Origin of the sequence: Marinomonas piezotolerans (assembly GCF_003362755.1) — a bacterium.
Lineage (GTDB): Bacteria > Pseudomonadota > Gammaproteobacteria > Pseudomonadales > Marinomonadaceae > Marinomonas > Marinomonas piezotolerans.
Genome location: NZ_QKRA01000001.1, coordinates 265,664 through 291,551, shown reverse-complemented (window position 1 = coordinate 291,551; position 25,888 = coordinate 265,664). Strand labels below are relative to the sequence as shown.

27 protein-coding genes are annotated in these 25,888 nt (G+C 44.9%); 11 read left to right on the top strand and 16 right to left on the bottom strand.

The annotated features are described in order from the left end of the window. From recR to DN730_RS01265, 5 genes are all read right to left on the bottom strand, one after another. Window positions 1-594: a recombination mediator RecR gene (gene recR, locus DN730_RS01285; protein WP_115466301.1), complete on the bottom strand. Its 594-nt coding sequence runs from the start codon at window positions 592-594 to the stop codon at window positions 1-3. A 10-nt stretch (window positions 595-604) separates the two neighbouring features. Next, window positions 605-931, bottom strand: coding sequence for a YbaB/EbfC family nucleoid-associated protein (locus tag DN730_RS01280; protein WP_115466300.1), 327 nt, complete (start codon window positions 929-931; stop codon window positions 605-607). A 21-nt stretch (window positions 932-952) separates the two neighbouring features. Beyond that, on the bottom strand, window positions 953-3,082 hold the full coding sequence (gene dnaX / locus DN730_RS01275; protein ID WP_115466299.1) for a DNA polymerase III subunit gamma/tau: 2,130 nt from the start codon (window positions 3,080-3,082) through the stop codon (window positions 953-955). A gap of 229 nt (window positions 3,083-3,311) precedes the next feature. Further along, window positions 3,312-4,304 (bottom strand): oxygen-dependent tRNA uridine(34) hydroxylase TrhO, encoded by a 993-nt coding sequence (trhO, locus tag DN730_RS01270; RefSeq protein ID WP_115466298.1) that lies wholly within the window; start codon window positions 4,302-4,304, stop codon window positions 3,312-3,314. A 91-nt stretch (window positions 4,305-4,395) separates the two neighbouring features. Further along, entirely contained in the window at window positions 4,396-5,049 is a 654-nt protein-coding gene (locus DN730_RS01265; RefSeq protein WP_115466297.1) for a 2OG-Fe(II) oxygenase, read from the bottom strand. Window positions 5,050-5,141: 92 nt separating this feature from the next. Between DN730_RS01265 and radD the strand changes: the two genes are divergently transcribed. After that, window positions 5,142-6,890, top strand: coding sequence for a DNA repair helicase RadD (gene radD / locus DN730_RS01260; protein ID WP_115466296.1), 1,749 nt, complete (start codon window positions 5,142-5,144; stop codon window positions 6,888-6,890). Between the two features lie 4 nt (window positions 6,891-6,894). Here the strand turns inward: radD and DN730_RS01255 are convergent, their stop codons facing one another. Further along, window positions 6,895-7,479: a TetR/AcrR family transcriptional regulator gene (locus DN730_RS01255; protein WP_115466295.1), complete on the bottom strand. Its 585-nt coding sequence runs from the start codon at window positions 7,477-7,479 to the stop codon at window positions 6,895-6,897. A 78-nt stretch (window positions 7,480-7,557) separates the two neighbouring features. Continuing rightward, window positions 7,558-8,316 carry a DUF1499 domain-containing protein gene (locus DN730_RS01250; protein WP_115466294.1) on the bottom strand — a complete coding sequence of 253 codons (759 nt, stop codon included), beginning with the start codon at window positions 8,314-8,316 and terminating at the stop codon, window positions 7,558-7,560. Between the two features lie 192 nt (window positions 8,317-8,508). Here DN730_RS01250 and DN730_RS01245 point away from each other — a divergent pair, with 192 nt between their 5' ends. Continuing rightward, window positions 8,509-9,249 carry a tRNA-uridine aminocarboxypropyltransferase gene (locus DN730_RS01245; protein ID WP_115466293.1) on the top strand — a complete coding sequence of 247 codons (741 nt, stop codon included), beginning with the start codon at window positions 8,509-8,511 and terminating at the stop codon, window positions 9,247-9,249. Between the two features lie 3 nt (window positions 9,250-9,252). Further along, complete coding sequence (locus DN730_RS01240) at window positions 9,253-9,609, top strand: hypothetical protein (protein WP_115466292.1); 357 nt, start codon at window positions 9,253-9,255, stop codon at window positions 9,607-9,609. A gap of 12 nt (window positions 9,610-9,621) precedes the next feature. Here the strand turns inward: DN730_RS01240 and DN730_RS01235 are convergent, their stop codons facing one another. Then, window positions 9,622-10,092: a DUF2947 family protein gene (locus tag DN730_RS01235; protein WP_115466291.1), complete on the bottom strand. Its 471-nt coding sequence runs from the start codon at window positions 10,090-10,092 to the stop codon at window positions 9,622-9,624. Window positions 10,093-10,221: 129 nt separating this feature from the next. Here DN730_RS01235 and DN730_RS01230 point away from each other — a divergent pair, with 129 nt between their 5' ends. Further along, a complete protein-coding gene (locus DN730_RS01230) occupies window positions 10,222-10,482 on the top strand; it encodes a hypothetical protein (protein ID WP_115466290.1) in 261 nt (86 codons plus the stop codon). Window positions 10,483-10,614: 132 nt separating this feature from the next. Further along, window positions 10,615-11,262, top strand: a complete 648-nt coding sequence (locus tag DN730_RS01225) for an HAD family hydrolase (protein ID WP_115466289.1) — start codon at window positions 10,615-10,617, stop codon at window positions 11,260-11,262. Here DN730_RS01225 and DN730_RS01220 read toward each other — a convergent pair. Then, complete coding sequence (locus DN730_RS01220) at window positions 11,245-12,276, bottom strand: nucleoid-associated protein (protein WP_115466288.1); 1,032 nt, start codon at window positions 12,274-12,276, stop codon at window positions 11,245-11,247. The genes DN730_RS01225 and DN730_RS01220 overlap by 18 nt on opposite strands. Before the next feature lie 77 nt (window positions 12,277-12,353). Between DN730_RS01220 and DN730_RS01215 the strand changes: the two genes are divergently transcribed. The 3 genes from DN730_RS01215 (at window position 12,354) to DN730_RS01205 (ending at window position 13,933) form a co-directional block, all read left to right on the top strand. Then, window positions 12,354-12,677, top strand: a complete 324-nt coding sequence (locus tag DN730_RS01215) for a hypothetical protein (protein ID WP_115466287.1) — start codon at window positions 12,354-12,356, stop codon at window positions 12,675-12,677. An 87-nt stretch (window positions 12,678-12,764) separates the two neighbouring features. Next, entirely contained in the window at window positions 12,765-13,187 is a 423-nt protein-coding gene (locus tag DN730_RS01210) for a VOC family protein (protein ID WP_115466286.1), read from the top strand. Between the two features lie 212 nt (window positions 13,188-13,399). Then, window positions 13,400-13,933: an OmpA family protein gene (locus DN730_RS01205; protein WP_245957863.1), complete on the top strand. Its 534-nt coding sequence runs from the start codon at window positions 13,400-13,402 to the stop codon at window positions 13,931-13,933. A gap of 167 nt (window positions 13,934-14,100) precedes the next feature. Here DN730_RS01205 and DN730_RS01200 read toward each other — a convergent pair whose 3' ends face one another. The 3 genes from DN730_RS01200 to csiR all read right to left on the bottom strand — a co-directional run bounded on the left by DN730_RS01200 (window position 14,101) and on the right by csiR (window position 16,948). After that, window positions 14,101-15,408 carry a uracil-xanthine permease family protein gene (locus tag DN730_RS01200; protein WP_115466284.1) on the bottom strand — a complete coding sequence of 436 codons (1,308 nt, stop codon included), beginning with the start codon at window positions 15,406-15,408 and terminating at the stop codon, window positions 14,101-14,103. A gap of 18 nt (window positions 15,409-15,426) precedes the next feature. Further along, the gene (gene upp, locus DN730_RS01195) at window positions 15,427-16,053 is read right to left on the bottom strand and encodes a uracil phosphoribosyltransferase (RefSeq protein WP_115466283.1); all 627 of its coding nucleotides are present in this window, start codon (window positions 16,051-16,053) and stop codon (window positions 15,427-15,429) included. 196 nt (window positions 16,054-16,249) lie between these two features. Next, complete coding sequence (gene csiR / locus DN730_RS01190; RefSeq protein WP_115466282.1) at window positions 16,250-16,948, bottom strand: DNA-binding transcriptional regulator CsiR; 699 nt, start codon at window positions 16,946-16,948, stop codon at window positions 16,250-16,252. Between the two features lie 219 nt (window positions 16,949-17,167). Between csiR and glaH the strand changes: the two genes are divergently transcribed. From glaH to DN730_RS01175, 3 genes are all read left to right on the top strand, one after another. Next, window positions 17,168-18,130, top strand: coding sequence for a glutarate dioxygenase GlaH (gene glaH / locus DN730_RS01185; protein WP_115466281.1), 963 nt, complete (start codon window positions 17,168-17,170; stop codon window positions 18,128-18,130). Between the two features lie 92 nt (window positions 18,131-18,222). Then, window positions 18,223-19,422, top strand: a complete 1,200-nt coding sequence (gene lhgO, locus DN730_RS01180; protein WP_115466280.1) for an L-2-hydroxyglutarate oxidase — start codon at window positions 18,223-18,225, stop codon at window positions 19,420-19,422. 256 nt (window positions 19,423-19,678) lie between these two features. Further along, window positions 19,679-21,091, top strand: a complete 1,413-nt coding sequence (locus DN730_RS01175) for an aminotransferase-like domain-containing protein (protein WP_115466279.1) — start codon at window positions 19,679-19,681, stop codon at window positions 21,089-21,091. Between the two features lie 41 nt (window positions 21,092-21,132). Here DN730_RS01175 and DN730_RS01170 read toward each other — a convergent pair whose 3' ends face one another. The 4 genes from DN730_RS01170 to DN730_RS01155 all read right to left on the bottom strand — a co-directional run bounded on the left by DN730_RS01170 (window position 21,133) and on the right by DN730_RS01155 (window position 25,845). Further along, window positions 21,133-22,116 (bottom strand): cytochrome d ubiquinol oxidase subunit II, encoded by a 984-nt coding sequence (locus tag DN730_RS01170; RefSeq protein ID WP_115466278.1) that lies wholly within the window; start codon window positions 22,114-22,116, stop codon window positions 21,133-21,135. Between the two features lie 229 nt (window positions 22,117-22,345). Then, window positions 22,346-22,540, bottom strand: coding sequence for a DUF4177 domain-containing protein (locus DN730_RS01165; RefSeq protein WP_115466277.1), 195 nt, complete (start codon window positions 22,538-22,540; stop codon window positions 22,346-22,348). 17 nt (window positions 22,541-22,557) lie between these two features. After that, entirely contained in the window at window positions 22,558-25,134 is a 2,577-nt protein-coding gene (locus DN730_RS01160; RefSeq protein WP_115466276.1) for a bifunctional diguanylate cyclase/phosphodiesterase, read from the bottom strand. A gap of 201 nt (window positions 25,135-25,335) precedes the next feature. Then, window positions 25,336-25,845, bottom strand: a complete 510-nt coding sequence (locus DN730_RS01155; protein ID WP_115466275.1) for a ferritin-like domain-containing protein — start codon at window positions 25,843-25,845, stop codon at window positions 25,336-25,338. Window positions 25,846-25,888 lie beyond the last annotated feature (43 nt).

Below are 25,888 nucleotides of genomic sequence, written 5' to 3'. Positions count from 1 at the left end.
TTAAAGTTTTTTCCGGCCTTCAAGCGCCAACGCCAAAGTATTTCCGTCAACGTATTCTAATTCACCTCCCATTGGTACACCTTGCGCAATTCGACTCACATCGATTCCTTTAGGCTTCAACATCTGTGCGATGTAATGGCAAGTAGCTTCACCTTCTACGGTGCTGTTCGTGGCAATAATAACTTCTTCAACACCGTGATCTGTCGTCAGCATATCAAGTCGATCAAGCCCGAGTTCATCTGGCCCTATTCCATCAATGGGAGACAAATGCCCCATTAATACAAAATATAAACCATCAAATTGCTTGGTACTCTCTATCGCAATGACATCTGCTGGCGTTTCCACAATACATAAACGCGAGCGATTTCGCTCATCATCTGCGCAGACCTGACATAAGCTGTCTTCGGTCAGTGTTCGACATTGGCTACAGCGCCCCACTTTATCAAGCGCATGACGTAAAGACTCAGCAAGGCGATCTGCACCTTGAGAATCACGCTCTAGTAAATAAAGCGCCATTTTTTGAGCTGACTTTGGCCCTACGCCAGGTAAACAACGCAAAGATTCTATTAACTCTTTGATCAACGGGCTGAACAATCCATTACTCCTAGAAAGGCATCTTAAAACCAGGAGGGATAGGCATCCCTTCCGTTGCCTGTGCCATTTTGTCTTTTGAAGTTTGTTCGATATTACGTACTGCATCATTCATCGCTGCAGCCACTAAGTCCTCTAACATTTCCTTATCATCTTCAAACAACGAATCATCAATTGATACGCGCTTAACATCATGGCGTCCAGTCATGATAACTTTTACAAGACCCGCTCCTGCAGTGCCTTCAACTTCCATATTTCCGATTTCTTCTTGGGCTTTCTGCATGTTTTCCTGCATTTTCTGCGCTTGGCGCATCATATTACCCATACCACCTTTAAACATAGTAACTCTCCAATAAATAACTTAAGCTTTTACTTTGACAGTATCGTATAACACTTGCCCGCCCAATGTGTCTGATAGCGCTTTGACAACCGGGTGAGCATTTAAATGATTGATCGCTGATTGAAGTGCTTCTGCTCGCTTACTAGCAGCAAACTCTTCAGCCGTAACGCCATCCACTTCTGCGACTGTATCAATAATCAAAGGCACCGAAACAGAAAAGAAACTCGACAATTCCGACTGAATCTGTTCGTAGCGTGTTTGATTCAGCATATGCCCGTACTCTAGCGGCACTTGCAGTTTGATCCCTTGTTCAGAAGCATCCACTAATGATGAGTTCATCGCTATATTTTGTACTAACCCTGTCAATTTCAACCTTGGCGCTACCAGCCACCAAAGATTCATTGTCATATCTTTAAAATGAGCGATATCAGGGAGCGGCATACCAAGTGCAGGCTGAGTCACCGTATTTGCAATATTTTTAGCCGCAGCCGATTGTGACGCTTCTTCAGAATCTTCTTCAACAACAGCTTCTACGAGACTGGCAGCCGAACGATAAGGATCTTCGGTTTCTGCAATTGCTCTTTCGTCAGCATCTTCATCTGACTCTTCTTCTGACAGATCACTATCTTCAGATAGCATTTTAGAAAGTCGCTCACTTGGAGCAGAATCGATCTCGCTGATCTCTTGGTCTTTGACTTCAACACTTAAATCGAACGCTGCGCGACTAGGTTCAGAGATGTCGATTTCTGGCTCAGCCGGTGCATCTTCCCAAGGCGGCCGCTCTGTAGACGGAACAGCTGCAGGAGAAAGGTCGCTAGAGTTAGAAAGCTGAGTACTTTCATGATCTAGGTCGACAACTGCTTCTTTAATATTCTCAAGCTCTTGTACTGGTTCATCTGAGTAAGAGCCTAATTGTATATCAGAAGTTTTTTTTTGCTCATCTTCCGTTTTAGAAAGCGCCTGCTCTGTTGGGCTATTCGATACAGACTCAGGGGTCGAACTAGGCACCATCGAATCAGAGCTATAGGATGCTGGCGGTGCTTCGTAACTGACAGTCATCGCTCCTGCAGGGCGAAAAGCGATCAACCGCAACATTAACATTTCAAAGCCCGCTTTCGGAGCATGAGATAGAGGCAAATCACGACGCCCTATCAGAAGGCTTTGATACATCACCTGCACTTCTTCTGCACTCACACTTGCTGCTAAGGCCTTGATACGTGCCAAATCCCCCATTTGGTCAACCAAGACTCCGGGCACCTGCTGCTCGATCGCAACTCGATGCAATGTGTCGAGCAAAGAGCCACAAATAGAATAGAAGTCCGGCTGGTAATCGGCTAAAGCGTTTATTTTAACAAGCGTCTCTGCCGCATTCTTGCTGGCAACTGTTTCCAATAATGACAAAATTTGGCTTTGGTTCACCAGTCCAAGCATTGAGGTGACGCTGGTCTCAGAGATCTCACCATCGCCAAACGCAATGGCCTGATCTGTCAGACTTAAGGCATCTCGCATGCTGCCATTAGCAGCTTGCCCTATTTGCCACAAAGCTGGCTGATCGTAGGTAACACTCTCTGCGTTCAATACCGTTTGCAAATAGTCCACCACACGCTGAGGAGACATATTCTTTAAATTGAATTGCAAACAACGCGATAAAATCGTTACTGGCAGTTTTTGAGGGTCAGTTGTCGCCAACAAAAACTTCACGTGCTCCGGTGGTTCTTCTAGAGTTTTCAGCAGTGCGTTAAAGGAATGAGTGGATAGCATGTGCACCTCGTCTATGAGATACACTTTGAAGCGACCACGAGTGGGCGCGTATTGAACGTTTTCTAATAGCTCGCGGGTATCTTCTACTTTGGTTCGCGATGCAGCATCAACCTCAATCAAGTCAACAAAACGACCTTCGACAATTTCGCGACAGCTATCACAGGTGCCACAAGGCTCAGGGGAGATACCATTGGTTTCACAATTTAGACATTTGGCAAAGATACGAGCGATGGTGGTTTTACCAACACCACGTGTTCCCGTAAACAGGTAAGCATGATGCAAGCGCTGCTGACGAAGGGCATTAACCAATGCCTGCAGCACATGATCTTGCCCTGCCATTTCAAGGAAAGTTTGTGGTCGCCACTTTCGTGCGAGTACTTGATAGCTCATGCAGTCTGATCTGGTGAATAATTGAGGCCGTGTATAAACAGCGTGAATACGTCTATCGCGATTTCTATCTTTAACGCAACAATGTAATTACCTGAATTCTAAGCTTTTTGAGTCAGAAAAGAAACGAAGCATTTGCAATAGACTGATCACATCCTTTATCAAGGAGTGTGCGTTTTTCATAAACAAAAAAGGCCAGCGCTGGCTGACCTTTAATTTTCGAATCAATCGATTAATTTGCTTGATTCGCAACGTTTCGTTGACGCTCGCGCTCCAATTCTTTCTCGCGTCGATGTTTTTCTACCGCATCGGTAACGTCTGCGCCGATGTGCGCCTCACCACGTTGGCGAGCCAGCTGAACTTGGCGTTCACGCTCAATAAATCGCTGACGCTGTTCATCGGTGTACTTATCAAAACAATGTGAGCAACTTACGCCTTGCTCAAAGCGCTCATCTTGCTTTTCTTCTTCAGTAATCGGCATACGACAAGCGTGACATTGATCGTATTCGCCTTTTTCAAGCTTATGATTAACCGACACACGGTTATCAAAAACAAAACACTCGCCCCGCCACATGGTTTCTTCTTCAGGTACTTCTTCTAAGTACTTAAGGATACCACCTTCTAGGTGATAAACCTCCTCAAACCCCTGCTCTTTCAAATAAGCTGTTGATTTCTCGCAACGGATGCCCCCCGTACAAAACATCGCAACTTTCTTGTTTTTCTTGGGATCTAAATTTTCTTCTACGTATTGCGGGAATTCTCGAAACGTATCTGTTTTTGGGTTGATCGCATTATCAAACGTACCAATCTGATACTCATAGTCGTTACGGGTATCAATTAGAACAACGTCCGGATCAGAAATTAGAGCATTCCAATCTTTCGGCTTGACGTAGGTACCGACGACTTTGCGAGGATCGATACCTTCAACACCCATGGTAACAATTTCTTTCTTTAGTTTTACTTTCGTGCGGTAGAATGGCATTTCTTCATCGTAAGACTCTTTATACCCGATATTGTCCAACCCTGGTTGCTGAGCCAACCAAGCCAACATCGCATCAATGCCCTCACGACTCCCTGCTACGGTACCGTTAATACCTTCTTTCGCTAACAACAAAGTTCCACGAACTTCGTTCGTTTCGAGCAACTCACGAAGCGGTTCACGCAACGCTTCATAGTTATCTAATTGAACAAACTTATACAGCGCACATACTACAACTTTTGACACGTCTTTCTCTCCTAACGCGATCTGGAACGTAAAACCAGAGCCTTTGAATTAAGGCGCGAATTATAGTGAAATGACGCTTAAATTGCGAACATTATTGATCTGGATCAACCTGATTCTGAATGCTGTTATTCACTCGGAACCAGCCAGCAATGCTGTGTCGTGTACGCTGAGAGGCCAGCACCTCGTGAGGAAACTCTTCGCTAAGAAAAATAGCCAATCGCCCCTTAATCGGCGCAAACTGACCAATCTTTTTTGACTCGTCATGCTCATCAAACAACACAAGCTGCCCGCCGTCAGCATCGGACCAATCTTCGTTAAGATAGAGCACTGTCGATAGAACTCGGTTACTTTTTCCTTTAAACGCGTCGACATGCTTTTCATAAAAGGCGCCGTGTTCGTAGCGAGAAAAGTGTGCTTCATAATCCCACAACCCCATAAAAAGACGTCGATTGAACTCTAGGCGAAGCTCTAACATTGCGTCTAAAAATGATTTACGCGCAGGCGTAACTGGATCGATCCAACGGATATAATCGCTTCGGCGATTCAGCACAACTTGGTGATCACTAGAGCGCCCTACCCCAGCTTGCTTCATGTAAGCGTTATCTATCTCAGATATATCCAATAAGAGCGCATCAATTAGCTCATCAGAGAAAAATCCATCCGTGACACTCCATCCTTTTTCACGAATATCCGCCATCACTTTATCGAAGGGCGATGCTGACGTAAATGGGACGATAGCAGTCATAGAGAGAACCTATATATGAAGATTGTAAAGCGTGGAATGATACTGTAGCGTGCCCATCGATAACACAGATTATTGAGATGACTTAAACAGAAATGTATCAATTACGTGACTACCAGCAAGAAGCTGTCGACGCGACACTAAAGCACTTTCGCCAATCCAATGATTCGGCCGTCATTGTGCTCCCGACAGGCGCTGGCAAAAGCCTCGTCATAGCGGAATTATGCCGCCTGGCAAAACATAAAGTCATCTGCTTGGCTCACGTAAAAGAATTGGTAGAACAAAACCATCAAAAACTATCCGCTCTTGGAGTGGACGGCGGCATATACGCAGCTGGCCTAAAGAAAAAACAACTCCAGCACGACGTTACCTTTGCTAGCATTCAAAGTCTCGCTAGAGCCCTCGATCGTATATCTGACCCATTATCACTGCTTATTATCGATGAATGCCATCGAATCCCCAAAACTGAGCAAGGCCAATACCACACAGTCATTAAGCATTTTCTCGAAATGAACCCCAACTTAAAAATCCTAGGATTAACAGCAACGCCTTATCGGCTCGATAGTGGCTGGATATACCATCAACACTACTGGGGCTTTTTTCGAGACGTTGAATCGCCATTCTTCAAAAAATGCATTTACGAGCTACCTCTCAGAAGGTTGGTAAAATCTGGGTACTTAACTGAGCCTAACGTTTTTAACGCCGCGGTTGCCCATTATAACTTCGATAAAGTTCTACAACCCCCCACAGAAAACGATAACAGAGACGTCGAGCAACAGCTAAACGAGCTCGTAAAGCTGCACCCTCGAGTCACAAAAGCCATTTGCGAACAAATAATCGAGCTTTCACAAGACCGCCAAGGCGTCATGATTTTTGCCAGTACAGTAGAACACGCTATGGAGATAATCAGCTATCTACCAAAAGCCAACTCACAGATCGTCACTGGTGAAACGGGAGGAGCGGAAAGGGATCAGATCATTAAGGGGTTTAAGGCTAGGCAGCTAAAGTACCTTGTGAACGTCTCTGTTTTGACGACTGGGTTCGATGCACCACATGTTGACGTGATCGCCCTGCTTCGACCAACTGAGTCCGTTAGCCTTTTTCAGCAGATGGTCGGCCGAGGCTTACGCCAATCACCCAATAAACAAGACTGCTTGATCCTAGACTACACTAATTCTGGTTATGACATTTTTCAGCCTGAAATTGGTAGCAAGAAACCTAGTAGTAAGAGCCAGCTTGTGCAAGTCGAATGCCCCCAATGTGAGCACCAAAACATATTCTGGGGTGTTAAAGCCGCGGACGGAACTCTTTTAGAACACTATGGCAGGCGCTGCCAAGGACTAGTGGAAACCTTAGATGGGGAGTATCAATGTGACTACCGCTTTGTTTTTAAGCGCTGTCCGTACTGCGATGAAGAAAATGACATAGCAGCAAGACACTGCCAACATTGCCATAAGCGATTGATCGACCCAGATGAGATACTTAAAAAAGCGCTTAACTTGACTGGCTGCAAGGTTTTACGCTGCCAAGCAGTAAGTGGGAGAATCGAATCGAATAGCATAATTATCACCTATCACGATGAAGATGGTGACGAAGTCAAACAACGCTTCAATCTCAGCTACCCAAAACAAAGAGCACAGTTCAACAAAGAATTCGCTCGGCGAATTGCTCAAGGCACACAGAAATTAACATTTTCCTCAGCACAGGAAATAAGGCCCTTTATTCCTTACCTTGTCGCGCCTGATTTTGTGATTGCAGAACAAGATAAACAATCACACTGGAAAGTAACGCAGCTGATATTTGATTATCAAGGCCCATATAGAAAGGCAAACCAACTTAACTAAAGCATCATTTTCTGGCCGCGTTATCATAGGAAATTTTAAAGGGTAAATTCAAATTATTAAGGCGCTGCATGGTAGCGGGCGCATCAAATTTACCACTAGGCAAACACTCCATGAACACCAGCCAATAGTTTGCAATCACATTCTCAGCAAAAATCGATGCCGTATTAGCATCGATATTCACCGCTTCAAATCGACTTGCTAACCCATCGCGAACGGATGACATCTGCTGGGCGTGAAACCCGCCACTGGACACACTGTCCAGCATAATCATGCGAGTAAATTCACTGTACTTTGAGTAGAAGGTAAACAACACCTGCGCAATTTGCACCATGTATTCGGTGGGAGATGATGTTGGAGATTGCTGGCCGACACCAGCACTTAATGCAGAGTCCATTTCGTCGAAAAAGATCTCTTTCACAAGATCCAATTTATCAGGAAAGTGAACAAAAAAAGTACCTACAGCGACTCCCGCCAAGCGACTAATTTCGCGAGTCGTCGTTGCCTCCACGCCGCGCTCTAAAAACGCTGCACGGGCTGTACGTTTTATGTTTGCTCGGGTACTGAGTTTCTGCTGAGATCGACGATTCACACGATTAACTCCAAAAAAAGATATTTAGAGTCTAGCGAAAACAGCCTTTAGATTGAATAGAAAAAATAACGTCGAAACTCAGTTTCGATAGCTAACACCCATTGGGGCTGGATTTAAACGAGCATTAAGATCGCTTAAAAAGTGCTTAATCCGTTCTGCGTTTTCACCGTGATCAGATTTCCCCGTGCGCGAACAAGATCGCATATCGACCCGAACCATCCCCTCCCGACGCACTAAACGCAGGACAACATCATTTCTAAGACCAAATAGAGGGGTTCGAGCAGTCGCTTCAATCACACCAGCGCTAGGGTATTGAGACACGATATCCCAGCCACTATCTCTAGCTAACGTTAGCGTCTCTATATACACCTGTTTAAAGTCAGCATCCACGACCAGAGGCTTAACGTTTGGATAGTACTTTTGTTGGACCTCTGCCCACTCTGGGTTGTAACTCAGACTATGCTCAGAGGCCTTACGAACGTAATTAATATTGATAAAAGAGGGGGGCGTGGTGAAGTCCGTCGTAATGTCGTACAAATCTGGCAATTTCGATTTTTGCATATACACCGCTACCCACATCATGCTGTAGATAAACGAGATAATACCAACCAAAATAAAGAAACGTCGACCAGAAGGGTTGCACTCCTTCCGACATACAGCCAGAGAAGCAATCGTCAGCACGGTCAATACTAACGCGGCGTAAACGGTTTTACGCAACATCGAGAACGCAGTACTCGGCTCAATAAAACCGACTCGCACCCCCGCTATCGCAACAAACGCCACACAGCCGACCAACATCAGCAATATATACAGTACAGGCGAAATGTAACGACTCATAATTTACTCATAACTAACTTCATATTGCTCAACCTTAGCGCGCCGACGCAAAGCTAGATAGAGCCTGTTTAAACGTTCTGCTTTGATTTCACCTAATTTGCATAATTAGTCTAAAGATAACAATCAAACGTTAGTAACCAGCAGATAATACGTGCAAAATGAACGCTTTTCTGACGACCAACCGCCAACAACATGACAAACGACGACAACACATCAAGAACTTTCGCTCCCCATCGGGTCGACATACTGCGCAACACAGCGAAACAAAATAGCCAAAGAGACTTTGTTGCCAGAGGGTCGAACGCAGAACGCTGCCCTACTTGTTTAATGGCCTCATTTGCTTGCTTCTGTCATAAACGACACCCATCTAGCACTTCAATCCAGTTCACCCTACTGTATCATTACACCGAGATTCACAAGCCAACCAACAGCGGTCGCCTTATAGCCGATCTTTTTCCAAATCAGGTCGATGCATATATCTGGTCACGAACCGAGCCAGACAAACATCTAATAGAGCGCTTAGAAAAACATCATGGCCACTCGATAATCTTGTATCCTTGTACTGATCACCGTGAGAAAAATAAAGCGCATATTGCTCAGCTCCCTACGTTTAATAACGCACCTCTTCACGTTATCGTCCTCGACGCCACATGGCGCTTAGCTAGTAAAATGCTCCACCAAAGTCGCTGGTTAGACTCGATTCCCACGTTTGGTATTAGCGAAAACGTCCAAAAAACATTTATGGTTAGACAAGCTAAACACGATCATCAATTCGCCACCGCGGAAGTTGTTTCTATGCTGTTAGCACAGCATGGCGAAACATTACAAAGCGAACTGTTAGCCGACTACTACGATACCTTTAATCAGCACAGCGTCTTAAGTCGGCGCCGAAACCAACTTCCTCCCAAAGACATACCAACATCGAAAAACTAAAATTTGAGCAAGCAAAATATCAACGCTGTTCTAGACTTTGACTATCACCACCATGTCAAACGTATGGCATTTCGAGGTAAACACATGTTGCTTATTTATTTAGTCTTTTATTCCCAAATAGCGCTTAGCCGCTTCATGCCTAGTTGGTATTCCAAGGACTTAATCAATATTAACCAACCGTTTCAGCACCCTCATTATCGCCGTTTAACCAAGCGCTACAAACGCAGATTGAGCACCGTCAAAACCCTCTGGACAGCGACTGGGCTCTTCGCCTTGCTCTTTCCCGCACCACCCGCCATTGTTGGCGCAACACTATTTAGCACCTGCTTATCTTTCGCTATTTTAGATGAAAGTGAGTAGCGCCCATTCAATTTAGCGAGTTAACAAGGACACGAAGCCAGTCTCTTTGAATTGGAGTGCTTGCTTTTTTTTGCGCCCCACTAAAATTAGATCGGCTCCTAAAAAAAGAAAAGCCTTCCACGTTCGCTCAAACACCCCCCAAGTGGTTTCAAACACCAAATCTGAATGGCAACAGAAGTAAATGCGAGTGTCTTGCCCCCACTGCGAACAGTACTCTAAGACCTCCTCGGGCAATGACTCATTGTCAGACTCCCAACGTGCCTCCCATGGCACCTCTGTTTGAACTTGAGTGTTCACCCACATGTCAGAAGCAAACAATTCAGGATACAAATGTTCGCCCGATATGTAATCACGCCAAATGTTAGCGCCCGCTTGCTCACTCATTAACTGTATAGCGGCGCGGTCACTCTCAGAGACAAAAGGCTCTTCTCGTAAAAACACCCACTCTTTACCGCAAGCAGATAACGCTCGATATTGGGACATACTTCTCCTAATAGATGAAAAAAAATAACCTTAACAGTGAAAAAGCATCGTTTGTCGCTTATCACCAAAACTACTACTCTATAAATGTTGTTATAAAACAACATTTCTTAAACTCACAAGGAGCTTACTATGAACTCTCCAGAACAATTTTCAGCATTTTCAAGCAACCTTTACGACAATCGTTACAGTGGTACAAGTAATCGAAAAATGGATTCTCAAGAACAATATGAAGCACTACTTACCAGCTGGGGTTTTAATGCAGAAGCAAAGCAAAAACCAAGCGCTGTATTCGCCTTGTTCTCAAGCGCATTCAAATCATTGAAAAACGCGACTAAAGCATGCTTAGACTCTTTTACGAGCACCGCGCCAGCAACCAAATCACAGGCCTAACCGTCACGGTATTTGGCTAACATTTTACGCTTCAATAAAGACTGGGGAGAAAAACAATAACACCCCCTCCCTTTACGTTTCCATCATCGATATACTGTAATTTAATTACAAACTAATCTCGATGGAGATAATATGCCCTACCAGTATGACGCGATTCTATTCGATTGTGACGGCGTTATTGTCGATACAGAAACGATCGCTACATCAATCTTACAGCGAAATCTAAAACACATTGGTTTAGATTTAGATGACCACACCATGCACACACAGTTTGCAGGTTTTACCAATAAAGATAATCTTGCCTTAGCAGAGCAACTACTTGGCCACCCTTTACCCAGCGATTTTGCAGAGAATTACCGCCAAGAGTTTAATGAAACAATACAAACATCTCTCACCCCGATTGAGGGAGTTCCAGAACTACTCAGCAAAATCCAATGCCCAATAGCAATGGCAACGAATGCTCAAACCACCGAGATGGAGCTTAAGCTTGGGATCATAGGATTAAGCGAGCGCTTTCATACTCGTTTTAGCGTCGATGACGTTGCTCATGGCAAACCAGCGCCAGACCTTTACCTTGCTGCCGCCAACGCATTAAACATCGCGCCACAACATTGCATTGTTATAGAAGACTCTCTTGCAGGTATCCAAGCAGGCAAAGCCGCAGGCGCAACAGTATTGGCGTTCAGTAGCACATTAAGCCGTAGCGCCCAACTCGAAGCAGGCGCCACAGACACATTTAACTCTATGCAAGAATTAATGGCGCTACTTGGACTCCATTGACATTAGCTGTTTAAGTAAGCTTCGAGGCAGCTCTTTCAACGTAAGTTCACCCGTGTCTGGATCAAACACAATCGACTCCCCTAACAACTCAGTGTCGAAACTCAACGTTAATGCTCGGTTTGATCCGGAGGCGCGTGTCAGTTTTTTTAAAGCCGCTTTTTCAACGAATATTTCTTTTTCTATTTGAAAGGCATCAGACTCGGCAATTTCCAAAAATTTAGACGCTTGTTCGGGCGAAAATCGAGACTCAATTTGGCGCGCAATATCGCCGAGCTCCAGCGGCTCACGTTCGTCGGCTTTCTCCATACACTGTTCAGCTACTGCTTTTTTAAATTCATTAGCGGCTTTTGAAGGCATTGACTGAGACTGACAAAATGCTGAGGCTGCTTCCACCAACTTACGCGTTTCTTTTGCCGCGACCTTAGGTTCATCACAACCAATAAATTGAGTAAAGTACTCACTTTCAGGTTTTGGAGCTTTACCAAACCTAAAAGCAATATAGCGAGTGTCATCCCTGTCATGGTAAGCGGAAAGGTTCACACGCATCGCCATATGCAACTTATCAGTCTCAAGTTGATTGACTTGGGTGAAACTTAAATCTTCCCCAAGGGTGATCCCTGCCTTCCGTTTTAACAAAACGATGAATAAAAAGTGCGTGCCCCCCTGCTCATAATGATTGAACCAGAGTAACCCGCCTTCTGCCTCACTAACAGGATCTAAGAATCGAACATATTCCGCGGCACACGCTTTAGAAAATGCAGCAAAGTCGTCAAATGCGTCACCAGAAAAATGCTTATACAATAATGCTGGCAGCTTACTTCCCTCATCGCTTCCTTCTGGGTTACTAAATTGTCCCGTATTCATACCAGAGCGATTAAATAAATGTGTCACTTTTGCGGCCAATTGCTCTGCTTCATCATCTATTGGGTTCTCTTCTGGGCGAGCAATCAGTAACGCTTTCGACTCACCTTCTTTTTTTTGAACTTCATGAACAATTAAATTGACAATAGACACTAACGACCTCTTACGATTAATATGATGGGTTTGTGGCATTCAAATAACAGTCACGAGCGAGACTTCTGCGTAACGTTATGACTAAACCAACAAAATCCAAGAAACAAACCCGTCAGGAAATAGAATCCCAAATAGAGAGTTTTATCCGTGAACAAGGCGAAATAAAGCACGTCAAAATGGGAGAATCTGGTTTGCAAGATGGCAAGTATAACACGAGCCATATGGGGTTTATCGAGCCCAAAAAAGACAGAACTCCGCTAAATCATGTCGTTGCGGCCATCCAACAGCGTAAATCAGCCAAAACCACTACACCTCCAACTTCAGCTAAGCGCAGTAAACCTAAGAAAAAAGCCATTTATGACGACTTTGGCGAACCAATTAGGTACGTTTGGGAAGATTAAGGAAACTCATTGCAACTCGATAAAACTCTTTTGCGACCGAACGTTGGTTTCTCTAATATTGTTTGACGTTTAAGTAAGGAGAAAGCAATGAGCATTCGTTATCTACACGCAATGATCCGAACATCCGATCCTGATGCAAGCCATGAATTTTATACAAAAGGCTTAAATTTAATTCAAACTCGTCGTATGGATAGTGAGAAGGGGCAATTCTCATTGATCTATTACGCGACGGAGCAAGGCGCACCTGAGGTAGAGTTGACTCACAACTGGGACGATCGAACATACAACGGCGGTGATCAGTTTGGTCATTTAGCGTTTGAAGTAGAAAACATCTACGACGTCTGTGAAAACTTGCAATCTATGGGGGTGACCATACTTCGACCACCACGCGATGGTCATATGGCGTTTGTCAAAGATCCTAATGGGATTTCTATCGAGCTTCTACAAAAAGGCGAATCGCTTTCTTCTAAGGAGCCTTGGGCCTCGATGGAAAACACAGGAAGCTGGTAATTACATTCTGTTACAAAAAGTTGCTGATATAACGTGGTGTGTACAAAACCATACTGGTCTAACTAGTACAATAAGCCGTATATTAGTAAGCAAGATTAATACAATTGGTTAAAACAATGATTTTGAAGCTCGCCAAACAAGGAATTATTATATGCTCAGCGCTAGTGGCTATGTCCACGTATGCGTCAGGCAGCTCCTTGTATGGCGTAGACATGTCTCAAAAGCTAGCCGATGCAGACAAAGATGGGGTCATTAATGTTCGGGACATGTGCCCAAACACACCTATGGGCGCTAAAGTAGACAACAATGGTTGCTCTGAAAAAAGCTCCAAACTACTTTCTCTCGACCTCAAAATACTATTCAGTTCTGGTAAGTACGACGTTAAACCACAGTATTATGGCGAGATCAAAAAACTAGCAGACTTTTTAAAAGCGAATCCGACATCGTCAGTTGTCATTGAAGGACACACCGATGACGTTGGTAACGCAAATTACAACTTAGCTTTATCTCAAAATAGAGCAGACGCGATTGCAAACGTTCTGGTTGAACGGTTTGGCATCCCACGAAGCCGTGTCGAAGGTATTGGCTATGGTGAAGAGAAGCCGATTGCCACCAACGATACAGCGTCAGGTCGGGAACTTAATCGCCGAGTTGTTGGAGAAGTGTTTGCCCGCAAAACTGCAGATATAGAGCGTTGGAATATTTATAGTGTCGACACTAATCGAAGCCTGTTTTCTGGCAGGTAACAAGTATTCCCCTCCCTCGATATATTGCTATCGAAAGCTGTTCTAAAGCCCCAAGCAAACAGAGTCCCCTCCCCTGCCACTCAAAAGCTGTCATCACTTTGTATACTCAATAAAAACGCCAGACCTAGCAGCCTGGCGTTTTAATGTTTTTGAAGAATAAGTATAAATTAGTGCCCGCGCTGCGTTACATCATCAACCAAACCTTGTTCCTTACGACGATCTTCAACCACCTTAGGTTGCGGTAAAATAAGATTCAAAGCAATTGCTACAATACCGCATAAACTAACGCCTTGTAACTGGAAGTCGTTAACCCCAATAATCATTCCGCCAACACCAAATACCAAGGTCACAGCCACAATAACAAGATTACGCTGCGCACTTAAGTCGATCCGAGCCTTTATCAGGATGTTCATACCGACGCCTGCAATCGAACCAAATAACAGAATCATGATTCCCCCCATCACTGGTGCAGGGATAGTCTGTAAAGACGCGCCAAATTTAGCAATAAAAGCCAAGCAAATTGCAAAGATTGCAGCCCAAGTCATCACTACGGGGTTGAATGCTCGCGTCAACATGACCGCACCAGTCACCTCGGAATACGTCGTGTTTGGTGGACCACCGAATAAGGAAGCGGCGGATGTTGCCAAACCATCGCCTAAAAGCGTTCGGTGAAGACCAGGCTTTTGAACATAATCCTTACCCGTCACACTGCCAATAGCCAATACATCACCGACATGCTCGATCGCGGGTGCAATCGCCACAGGCAACATAAATAATATCGCTGCGATTTGAAACTCCGGCATAACAAAACCAGGAACCGATACCCAGTCGCTGTTCACAACGGCACTGCGATCAACAAGCCCCATAAATTCGGCAACGATATACCCGACTGCCACACCAGATATAATCGGTACGAGTCGAAAAACACCTTTCGCAAACGTTGCGACAAGTAATGTTGTTAGCAAGGCTGGCATTGATAGCATCAAGGCTTCCGCTTGCGTAAACAGCACTGCTGAACCATCTCCCGTCTTGCCAATCGCCATATTGACCGCAACAGGTGCAAGCCCCAATCCAATAACCATAATAATAGGTCCGGTCACGACAGGAGGTAGCAGTCTATGCAAAAAATCAGGTCCCCGCATAGCCACCAAAACCGAGAGCAGCACATACACAAGACCAGCACAAAATAACGCGCCCATCGTTGCAGCTTGTCCCCAAGTTTCAACAGCAAAGATTATGGGCGCTATAAACGCAAAAGAAGACCCTAAGAACACTGGAATGGATCGTTTAGTTGTGAGTTGGAAAATCAATGTACCCAAACCTGCGGTAAATAATGCAACGCTTGGATCCAAGCCTGTGATCAAAGGCACCAATACGAGTGACCCAAATGCAACAAACAGCATTTGAGCGCCAGCGAGCAGCATACGCCACCCAGTCAAAACAGTGTCATAAGATGAGTTCTGTAGATTTGTCATAAAGATCCGTACTTCGAGTTACTTCGTTCCAAAGATTTTGTCGCCTGCATCACCGAGGCCCGGCACAATATAGCCGTCTTCGTTCAAATGACTATCAATGGACGCCGTATAGATATCCACGTCAGGGTGCGCTTCTTGAACCTTTTTAATTCCCTCCGGTGCCGCAACGAGAATTAGCGCTCTGATCGTTGTACAGCCATGTTTTTTCAGGAGATCGATCGTTGCGATCAATGATCCACCCGTTGCTAACATGGGATCCACCACAAGAGACATTCTCTGATCGATATCACTTGCCAACTTGTCAAAGTAGCTTACTGGCTCAAGTGTTTCTTCATCACGATACAGCCCCACAACACTGATTTTGGCACTGGGTACGAGCTCCAGCACCCCGTCTAGCATCCCGAGTCCGGCTCGCAAAATAGGCACTACTGTAATCTTCTTACCTCGAATACGCTCACATGTTACTGAACCACACCAGCCCTTCTGCTCATACTCTTCGAGTTCGAGATCTTTTGTTGCTTCATACGTCAGTAGATTGCCAACTTCTGAAGCAAGCAAGCGAAAGCCACGAGTGCTCATAGCTTGATTGCGCATCAAACCAATTTTATGGCGAACTAACGGGTGACGAATTTCATAAACACTCATGGAAACCTCTCGGGGGCTATTCTTGACTAAATGGTTATTTTCGCACATTACCCAGTGAGAGGCGACAAAAGCTGGCCCATTTTTTGCGTCCGCAACAGGACCTTTCAAAAGGCGTACTGACACTTCGTCTTTCAAGATGAATAGTTAACGGTTTGAGACCGTTCAATTTACGGTAAGCTAAAACAAGACATTCATATTACTCATCGCCGGCAAGGTCTCGCGCTGCGATGACCTCTGAAATGATCGTAACGGGTCCTGTCATATGCTGGAACATCAGATCACGCGCCTTAGCGTGATCACGGGATAGCAAAACCTCTATCAGATGGCGGTGCTCCTCCCGCTTAGCCTCTAAAGCATCGGCGGAGAAAACCGTATGGCGCAACCAAAGCTGTCGGTACCGTTCAGCTTGATCAAGCATTGTCAAACGCAGTTCTAACAACTTAGGAGAGCCACACCCTTGGGCGATGGCCAAGTGGAAAGCTTTATGACGAGCATCCCAAAGCCCTAACATGTCCTCTGCACTATGCACTTGCGTCACTCTCGACAGTGTATGGGCGCTAGCAATAACGCTTGCTTCCCAACTCTCATCACCTAACTTCACGGCGAGCTCGGTAATCATGGCCTCTAAGTGAGCACGAGCAAAGTAGATATCAGTCAGCTCATCAATCGACATCGATGCGACACGAAAGCCACGCTGACTGATGGCGGTCACTAAACGTTCAGAAACGAGTCGTGAAAGAGCTTCTCGCATTGGGCCAGAGCCAATCTCATAACGCTCCTTCAAGCTACGCATCAATAACTTGTCCCCTGGCCTATACACTCCTTCAGTGATATCTCGCTTCAGCGCGACATAAGCTAGGTTCACTAAGTTGTTTTTGTCTTCATTGGTAACCATGGACTGTCCGTATCAGATGAATAGAAACTGTCGAATTATAGTCATTCTAGCAATGTCTCAGCAAAATATATTTTTATCGACAAAATATGAAAATGTAGATATTTTGATTGACGGTACCTAAAAATGTAGATATTTTTGAAAAATATTAACAAAAGTAATCCTGTGCTTTACTACGACGAAAGCCACACCTGACAATAAAAACGATTAACGAGGTCACTCATGTCCCTAGCTGCCACATCAAATTCATCTCAGAATACCGCTGGTTTTTCACTGAAACCTTCTGCACAGAACCCTCGCCTGTTAGAGCTATGGTTCGAGCAATCATTGGTTGATGCCTTTCTAAAAGAAGTAGAGAAATTTCCAATGCAAGCGTTGGAATACAAATCAATGTTGAGATTTCGTATCGCTAAAGTTCTGAATGATTTATGTGACAACCGACTCCAGAAGCTTTTAGTGAATACGCTTGCGGACCGTCGTACTGGCGCTTTGTTAATCACTCCTGAGGGCTTAAACGAAGTGACGCAAGCTGAAGAGATGGTTAAATTCTCCACCGCTGTCGCACATCTTTTAGGGCGCTCTAATTTTGATGCCATGAGCGGACAGTATTACGCACGCTTCGTAGTAAAAAACGAGGACAACTCTGACAGCTACCTACGTCAGGCACATCGTGTCATGGAGCTACATAACGATGGGACATTCGTGGAGCAAGACACAGATTATGTGCTAATGATGAAACTCGATGAGCAAAATATGGAAGGTGGAAATTCGCTACTTCTACATCTAGATGATTGGGAAGACTTAGAGCGATTTAGTGCAGACCCAATGGCTCATCGACAAATGCGTTGGAGTGCTCCACCAAGCAAAAAAACCAGTAAAGACGTCTTTCACCCTGTGTTTGATATCGACCGAAGTGGCCAACCAATCATGTCTTACATTGATCAGTTCGTGCAGCCAAAAGATGATATCGAGGGAAACTGGCTCACAGATCTATCCGAGTCGCTTGAAGGCAGCAACGCGATTGTCTCTGTGCCAGTCCCCACTGGCTCATTCTTACTGATCAATAACCACTTCTGGCTACATGGGCGCGATAAATTTACGGCTCACCAAGGCTTACGCCGCGAGCTAATGCGCCAACGCGGTTATTTTACTCACGCAAAAACTCTGCGTAATCCCACCCAATAACCTTCTAAAGTAAACTAGAATAGTCTTTTACCGAAAATCACCGGAATCATTACCGGTGATTTTATATGAGCTCTCTTCGAAAGAGGATAACGATGTACGATTTCATGATTATTGGCGGCGGCATTATTGGGATGTCTACGGCAATGCAATTACTTGAAAGCTACCCAGATAAAAAAGTATTGGTGCTGGAGAAAGAATCGGGCCCAGCAGAACATCAAACTGGACACAACTCAGGTGTCATCCATGCAGGCGTTTACTACACCCCTGGCAGCTTAAAGGCGAAATTTTGCCTAGAAGGTAACCGTAGAACGAAAGAGTTCTGCCAAGAGAATGGCATACCCTACGATGAGTGCGGCAAATTGTTAGTCGCAACTAACGCTCTAGAAATGGAGCGAATGAAAGCACTGTGGGAACGTACTGAAGCAAATGGACTGGAGCGATACTGGCTAAATGCCGACGAATTGCGTGAACGCGAACCAAACATCATTGGTATGGGAGCGATTTTTGTCCCATCCAGTGGCATCGTAAACTACAAACGAGTCACACAAGAAATGGCTCGCAAAGTCATGGAGCGCGGCGGTGAAGTTCGCTATCAAACAGAAGTGTTCGGATTAAAAGAAACGCCACAAGAAGTCATTGCAAACACCAGCACTGGCGATTTCAGCGCCCAGTATCTGATATCTTGCTCCGGTTTAATGGCTGATCGAATCGTAAAAATGTTAGGTGTAGAACCAGAGTTTCGTATTTGCCCTTTCCGCGGTGAATACTATTTACTACCCGAAAAACACAACCAGATCGTCAATCATTTAATTTATCCTATTCCGAACCCCGCCATGCCATTTCTTGGTGTACATTTAACACGCATGATTGATGGCACAGTCACGGTAGGACCTAATGCTGTTCTAGCCTGGAAACGCGAAGGTTACCGTAAAACTGACATTTCCTTATCGGACAGTCTAGAAAGCCTTCGATATCCTGGCATCCGCAAGGTACTAAAAGACAATTTCATACCGGGGCTTGTGGAGATGAAGAACTCTCTATTTAAAGGCGGCTATCTAAAGGAAGTACAGAAATACTGCCCTTCCGTTATGAAATCAGATCTTACTCCTTATCCAGCAGGCGTGAGAGCACAAGCGGTCTCAAAAGAAGGCAAATTGGTAGATGATTTCCTATTCGTTCGCACCAAACGAACCATCAATGTTTGTAATGCCCCTTCCCCCGCTGCCACATCGGCCTTACCGATAGGCAGGCACATCATTCAAGAGGCACAGACCCAATTTGGTCTGAATTAATTTACATTGTCACCCACACACGTTAACGGTTGCCAAGGATGGTCACGTTTAAAGTGTAGTGAAACCTAACAAAGCCACTTACGAACGGTCTATTTTTACTCGAACATTGAAGTAATGCCCAAATAACGCTTTGACGCTTCTTCAATAAATGCTTTTCTGTCCTTTTGCAGACACATCCAGTTAAAATCAGTACAGTTACTAATAACTTTAAATAATACACCTAAACTAAGACCAGCTCGCAAGGCAGACTCTATCCATGGCAGGTTTCCGATATGAAGCGCTCGAAGCACACCTAAGACAAAAAATTCAGACGGGGCGCTTCAAAGCAGGTGAAAAGCTGCCATCAGTGCGGACGCTGTGCCAACAACATACGCTTTCCAAAGCAACGGTTATTCACGCTTTACAGCGGTTAGAAACCGAACAGCTCGTGTATGCCATTCCAAAATCAGGCTATTTTGTTACGCAGCCCTCTGTTCACCGCCATCGCCCCGAAAAAGTTTCAACACCAAGCTTACCTACCCAAGTTAACGTACCCGAGCTATTTCGAGACATTATGTCTCGCAGCGCGGCGTTTGACATATTGCCAACCGAAGGAGGTGCTCCAGCATCCAAACATCTGCAAACACTCAACAGAATGATCAGTCGGGCAGCGCGATCACAGCCAGAACAAAAAGCCAACTATTACGATGAGCCGAGTGGACAACAAGGCTTACGGCAAGCCATTGTTGAGCTTTATCGCCAGCGAGACACCGCTTTGGATGCAGACAACCTGTGCATTACCGCTGGCTGCCAACACGCCCTATTCTTAGCACTCATGGCGACTTGCCAAATGGGAGATACCGTAGCAGTGGAGTCGCCCGCATTTTATGGAGTGCTACAGCAGATTGAGCAAATGGGGCTAGACGTCATAGAAATATCATCTGACCCTACCACAGGCATCGACCTTAATGAGCTAGAAGAAAAAACAAAACGCTACCCGATAAAAGCTTGTGTTGTAACGCCAAATTTCAACACGCCCACTGGCTCAAAAATGTCGACAAATGATATGAAACAGCTGGTATCCATAGCCAAAACTAACAGTTTTTACATCATAGAAGACGACATCTATGGCGAACTTAGATTTCGTAATGAGCTTTGTGCGCCACTAAAAGCGTTCGATCATGACCAGCGTGTGATTCTGTGTGGCTCGTTCTCCAAATGTCTATCCCGAGAACTACGAATAGGCTGGATCAGTGGTGGGCACTTACAACAAAAAATCATACAACTAAAGCTGATTACACAGCTAGCTAGCCCACGCGCAACCCAACAAGGGCTAACAGAGTTCATTACGACAGGACATTTCAAACGCTACATCAGTCAACAACGCCAGTTGCTTAAAAACCAACGAGATGAATGGTTAAACGAAATCTCTGCAAACTGGGGAGATCTGGTACGATTCAGTCGTCCGAATGGGGGATTAAGCTGTTGGGTAGAGCTTCCTAGCCACATTGACACACAACAAAGCTATAAAGCCCTCATACAGGAAGGGATAGTCCTAACCCCCGGTGCTCTCTTCTCAGCCCAGAGCCTTTACAAAAATCATATGCGCCTTAGCTTCTCACAACCGCTAACAGAGCACCGACGAACAGCGCTCCATTTACTGTTTAATACCTTACTCAGCGCAAGCTAAGCGCTAACAGCGCATACAACGATCAAGCAATAAATCAATCATCAAACAAGTTGAGGGTTATCAAATGATGATTTAAACGCCCTAAAACTGTAGGCTAGAATAGCCAATACAAACAGCAGTATGCCCCACAATGGTTGACCTAAGTTCGCCTGCCCTGCCATCTCGTAGATACTCATATTAGGTATGATAATGTTTGGCCAAAGACTCGTGATATAAGTGAAAAACGCCGTCCACAACATAATCAAAGTGATGGCAAATGGCCACCGTCGCCACTCTGAAAAACGGATAACATAATAGACCCACACAAACGCCATCACGCCTAACATAGGCACAAAACCCATATGGAATAGATTTGGCAAACCCAACCATCGCTCTCTTTGCGCCTCGTTTAGAAAAGGCGTAACCAACATTACAATGGTCATCGCGTAACCGAACCAGACTAACAAATGATGAGAATGACGGCGCATCTTTTTGTACAAAGCACCTTCGGTCGTAACCAATAACCAAGTCGCACCAAGCAAGGCATAAGTGAGCAATAATGTCAGCCCCGTCAAAGCGCTGAACCATGTCAGCCAGTCCCATTGGTTACCCACAAACCGCTGTCCTTCGACTGCGGTACCCTGAATCAAAGCCCCTAATATCGTGCCTTGCAAAAAGGTCACCAACATTGAGCCGAAGCAGAATAGCGCGTCCCAACGCCCACGATTATCAGCACGTTTTTTGAACGCGAGTCCGCGAATCATTAGACCGAACAACATCCCCAACAAAGGAATGGAAAATGCAGCCCACATTACCGAAAGCGTCGGCGGAAAAGCTATGGCAAAACACACTGCCACTAATGCCAACCAAGCTTCGCTGCCATCCCAGCGTTTCGTAACGGAGCGTAACATGGCGTCTCGATCTCTTGAGTTCGGTGCCGCTAGAAAAAGCACCCCAACCCCCAAATCAAAACCATCGGACAAAACATACATTGTCAGTCCGAAGATGATAATAAGCGCCCAAACGACGACTAGGTTGATCTCCATTAATTTCTCCTCGCTTAACACAGAAACCGCGTTGACTAAATTTAAGCTCGGATATTATGGGAAATGAGATATGGCACACAGGCACAAAATTAAGAAGAATGAATAGGTACAGATGACCAACGAGTACCTAGTGGTCGAATAGTCGCAAGATAATGACCCAGCTACGTCATCGCGACTTAAACAAGAGAACCGATTTAGTATCGCACCAGAACAACGTCTAATTCACGCCTTATCGTTGCTTTTTCATAACACCGGCAAACTCCAGCCTCCCTTCCAGTTCACGAAAATCAACATTAACTAGCTCCCAGCCTTCCGCACCAAGCGAATTTAGATGAGCCTCAACATCTTCGCGCTTTCGGCCTTTGAACAGCCCTGCCGACTCCACATCCCGTGTATCTACAATCTTATATTCGAATTTTTTCATTAATGCTCCTACTCGTTTTACTTTAACAGCTCTTCAAATGGCTTAGCGGGCATTGGGCGGTTAAGATAGTATCCCTGATAATAATCAGACGCATGATCTGCCAGAAACTTCAGTTGGTCTGCCGTTTCAACGCCTTCCGCCACGACTTTCATATTCAGACCGTGCGCCATCAAAATACATGCTTTCACTAATTGGTTGTGGCTTTTATCTATATCTAAATCGGCTACAAATGCCCGGTCAATTTTTAGCAGGTCAAAAGGGTAATTTTTCAAATAAGAAAGCGACGAGTAACCAGTACCGAAATCATCAATTGCCAGTAGAATGCCTAATTCCTTAATTTGGTTGAGAATGAACCGAGCATACTGATCGTCTTCAATGAGAATGCCTTCCGTAATCTCCAAGCATAATTGCTCTGCGGGATAACCCGTGTCACTCAGAATACCCTGCAGTACATTAATAAAATCATACTGCCGTAATTGCCTCGGAGAAATATTAATGGCGAGCCTAAATGGTCGATAACCCCGCGCCATCCAATCCGCCCCTTGCTGACAAGCAGTCTGAATAATCCAATTACCAATCTCCACGATCAGTCCTGTGTTTTCGGCGATCGGAATAAACTTCTCGGGCCCGACCATACCCAGCTCTTTAGAATTCCAACGAACCAGCACTTCAGTCGATACCAAACTGATTTCACCATCCAGATAGGCATACACGGGTTGATAATTGAGCAGTAATTCCTCATTTTCTAGCGCTCTCCTGAGCTGCTGCTCCATTTCCAATTTATGTCCCGCTTTACGTCCCATATCTTCCGAATAGAACTCAAAGTCCCCCTGGTTACCGATCTCTCGGCACCAGTACATCGCCAATTCCGCATTTTGCAACAAGCTTACAGCGCTTTCGCCGTGGCGAGGGTAAATGGATACCCCAAAAGTGGCCGACAGTGAAACACCATATTGATCAATAACAAACTCATCATTAAAGACAGCATGTAAGCGCTCCACGGCTTTTAACAGTTCACTAGAGTCTCCAAAGTTTTGCAGCAGTATAATGAACTCATCTCCTCCGTGGCGTAGAAGACTGTCATGATCTTCTAATCCGCTGCGCAAACGCCTGGCCGCGGCCGTTAATAATTTGTCACCGAATTCATGACCTAGGCTGTCGTTAAAGCGCTTAAAGTTGTCCAGATCGATATAAACAACAGCAAAAAGACATCCGCTTCTTTCAGCGTCTTCGATGAAAAAGTTCAACCTATCAATCACTAATGAGTTACTTTGCGAAAGATCTCGAATACAACAAACCCGAACCTTTTCGCGTTTTATAGTGCTATCCCGAGCACTCACCTCCATTGGAAAAATCTCGCCACTCCTCCTTTTTCCCTCAAGATCATAGGGTCGTTCGTAGCCGATAGACATATTGTGGTGGGCCATAGGAACACATTCTGCAGCCATCAAACTCCAGATGTCTTTTCCGATCAGATCATCTTCTGGGTAATCAAATATCTCCGCTGACGCTTTATTTGTATCTATAATCACGCCGTCTTTATGGATCAAAACACCCTCATTCGTGAGTTCAGCAAGCTGTCTAAGTCGCTCTTCGCTGCTCATTAATTCGTGCTCGGCCTCCTTAAGGAATTTTAGATCTCTAGTTCCGACTTTATACAGCATCAATGAGGCGATAGACGCCAAAAGAAACATTAAAGAAACAAGTGGTACAACGGTATCATCCAGCCAATAGAACTCAGGGGCCTCATTAAGGTAAAGAAGTTGCCATCCTGGCATGGTTTTCAGCTCAGACTGACCAACGATAAAAGCGTCATTATGCTGTTTACTGTAGAGGCGCTGATCTTTGATTTCTTGATCAAACCCCAGCGATAAGATCGGATCCATTCCGAACTGTTTTGACGCTATAATTTCGCGCATACGCGCTTCGGGAATGGGCCAAAGTGAACTCATTTCCCAGCTCTTGTCGCTGCTTGAAAGAACAACGCCATCAGGGCTAATTAAAACCGCCGTGCCTTCAAGATTATTAATCTCTGACTCAAGATTTTCCATCGGGACTTTCATCACAGCCACACCTAATACAGACGAATCCGCATCTTCAATACGCGTACTGAAATACAACCCTCTCTTTTTAGTCACGGTTCCTAACGCGGCATACACGTATCCTCCTTGCTTCAACGCCTCAGAGAAGTAGGGTCGAAAAGAGTAATTATTTCCTTCAAGGGAGTTCTCATCATTCGGTCCAACGTTGTCCGCCACCGTCAGACCATCTGGTTTGAGTAAGTAACAAAGGCTTGCGTGTCCCTTGTCACAAAACAAATACAACAAGTACTTACTTATTGAATAACTCTGCTCGTGGGGCTCAGACATCTCATCCAAGATGTCCGGTAAGGATGCGAGCGTTCGGCTGGCCTTAATATATTTTTCTATGGCCGTATCAAGCTTCACCGCAATAAGGCTTGCAGTCGTATCAGCAGATTGCTCCTCTTTCTCTACATTGGAATTGACCGATTGCTGATAGAAGAGATATTCACCTACCACAGCAGTGAGGCAGCTAAACAACGTTAGAAAAAGTAAAATGCTACGTAGATTCATATTATTTTCTCTTGAGCATTAAACTGAATATAGCTCACAAATCGCACATATGAGCATCACGCTGCATCGATAATTACGAAAAGATACGAAATGACTTTTCATAGATCGGTTCGACCTGTTCACGCCTTTGATCCACCTTGCATAAGCGAAAAAAGCCAGCGAAAAAAGCCAGCGACACACGCCAGCTTAATCGCATACCTCTTACTTCATACGCTTTTGAAACGCCGCTAAATGGTTTTCGGAAGCGTTTCGTAACCGCTCAAAAACATCTCGAACATCACTCGGTAGGTCTTGCGCTAAAAAGCGCGTGTACATATCAATGTTTGCAATTTCAGCATCAACCCCAATTGCAAATGTCGCATCAAAGTCATCCGGTATCACCGCCTCCTCCATACCTCGATCTTCCGGTATGTTTATGTTGTATTTAATAAACAATGGCTCGAGCCATGTTATGTGTTTCTCTTCAGCTTTCAGAATATTTGTAAACGGTCGCTCAGAGCCAAAAGTAGCAATAATTTTTTGGTACTCGCCACGCGCGAGATATTCATCTTCGATAGCGTAATTCAACATAGATTCTAGTGTTAGCTCAGCATCGATGGTGTTTTCAGCGCCATGAGCGCCATAGCCCACCTCATCTGCATAGAGTGGCGAATAACTTATCGCGCCACCCAAAATAAGCACGCCTAACAATACTTTTTTCTTAATAGTCATTTTTAAATCCCTGCACCATTTATATTAGATAATACTAATTTAG